Here is a 2,048-nt window from a genome sequence, read left to right as displayed (position 1 = left end):
CATGCCTGCCTTCACCACGTTCGTGCCGTCGTAGAAACGCTCTCCGCTCAGGCTGATGATGGGGATGGCTGGTCTGACCTGCCCTATGTTGCCGTTCACACCTGTCAGCAGGTAGCCGTACACGGGCAGCCCGTTGCTGTCGTGGGCAGTCGCGGTGGCGCCTGTGGCGGTCACCAGTTTGTTGTTGCCCACGTTGGGGTCGCTCAGCGTGCCGGTGGCGCCAGCGAGGGACACACTGGCAACGTCGCCTGCGACGTTGCTGCTGACCGAGCCCAAGGTGGCGCCCGTCAGGCTGATGTTGGTGCCGCCGTCATACACCTTGCTCAGGTTGCCTATCAAGGCAGCCGACAAGGTGGCGGCGACGCCGCTGGGGCTGGTGTTGTAGATCAGGCCGTTGCCGCTGCCCAGAATGGTGTTGCCGAACGTGGTGTTGTACTGCTTGAAAGCCAACGCCGGCAGTGCGGCCAGGTCATAGCTGTGGCCGCCGTTGCCCACATAGACCAGCATGCGGCCATTGGTCGCGGTGATGGACGGCGAGGTGGCGAACAGGTCGTTGTCGGTGCGCAGCACCACGTTGCCGTTGTTGGCCTGCAGCGAGGCCGAATTCAACCCCAGGTAGAAGTTGGAATGCAGCGCGATGCCGGCGGCCGACACGATGCTGCCGTAGCCGGCGGTGAGGTTGATGTAGCCCGAGGGCGTGCTGATGTCCACCCCGCCGGAACTGGTGGTGATGCTGCCGGACAACCGGGTGTCGCTGGACAGCCCCAGGGTCAGCGAGCCGGCAGTGATGTTGTTGACGGTGAAGGCGCTGTTGCTGGAACTGGTGGTGCTCAGCGACACCGCGCCGGTGCCGGCGTTGATGGTCAGGCTGCCTCCGGTCAGGTCAATGGTGCCGCCTTGGCTGATGGCGCCGTTGCCGCCGCTGGTGTTGACGTTCAGGCTGGCGGCGCTGACGGCCAGCGTCAACGGGTGCGGGTTGACGATGTAGACATTGGCGGCCGCGCCGATGCTGAGTTGGCTGAAATTGTTGCTCGCATGGTCCAGCACCACATCAGGGCCGGCATTGACGGAAATGCTGCCCGCCCCGCCGGCCACGATGGGCGCGCGCTGCACCACACCGCCGGTGGACGAGTTCAGGGTGAACGATCCGCCCAGTTGCAGGCCGTTGATGCCGCTGAGGGAGTCAATGGTGATCTCGCCAGTGTTGAAGTAAGAGAAGCTGCCGTTGACCTGGGCCGCCACGCCACCACTGAAATTGTTGCCGGAATTGCTCAGGCTGGCCGAGCCACCGGCCACCACTGTCAGGTTGCCGGCGGTGATGGGCGCGCTTTGCGTGATGCTCGTGCCGGCGCTCAGCGCCAAGGTGCCCGCGCCCAGGCTGATGTTGTCGTTAAGGGAGATGGAGCCGGTCTGCGCGGTCAGGGTCAGTCCGTTGCCGCTGCTGGTGACCGGCTGGCCCACGACGATGTTGCCGCTGGCGGCCAGCGACACATTGCCCAGCGCCAACTGCAGATTCAAGGCCGTGTTGGTGATGATGCTGTTGGCACCGGGAAAATCGGTGGCCAACAGCACCAGGCCGGCCAGCACGTCTGCGAGCTCGTTGGGCGTGCCGTTGCCGTTCAAATCATTGACCAGGCCCACAGTGAGGTTGGCGGGGTCCAGCAGCAAGCTGCCCATGGCGCCCCGTGCCGCAGAGGTGTCCACCAGGCCCTGGAAGTCCAGGTACTGCTTGCCCGAGACCTCCACCCGGCCCCCGTCTCCCCCGTTGGCCCCGCCCCTGGCGCTGATGTGGCCCCCAAAGCCGGTGGCCTCATCGGCCCATACCACCACGGTACCGCCGTTGCCGTTGTCGGTGGCATCAGCCTTCAGGCTGGCTCCGGGCATGACCACGGTGCGCCTGGCGTTGCTGATGCTGGCGTCATCGCCGTGCCAGCCACCACCGATGTGGATGTTGCCGCCGCTGGCGCTGTTGCTGCTGTCTATCTGCGCGGTTTCCCGCAGCACGGTCTTGTCGGCGGTGACGAGCACCGAGCCGCCTTGGCCCTGCA

At 65.6% G+C, this 2,048-nt stretch carries 1 protein-coding gene; it reads right to left on the bottom strand.

What is annotated here, in order from left to right:
- Window positions 1-2,048: beta strand repeat-containing protein (locus AC1DX2_RS25840; protein WP_477199308.1), on the bottom strand; the 2,048-nt coding region annotated here is incomplete at both ends.

Source organism: Hylemonella sp. P2_B10 (assembly GCF_056404875.1).
Note: the sequence above shows the minus strand (reverse complement) of the source record. Positions and strands in the feature narration are given on the sequence as shown.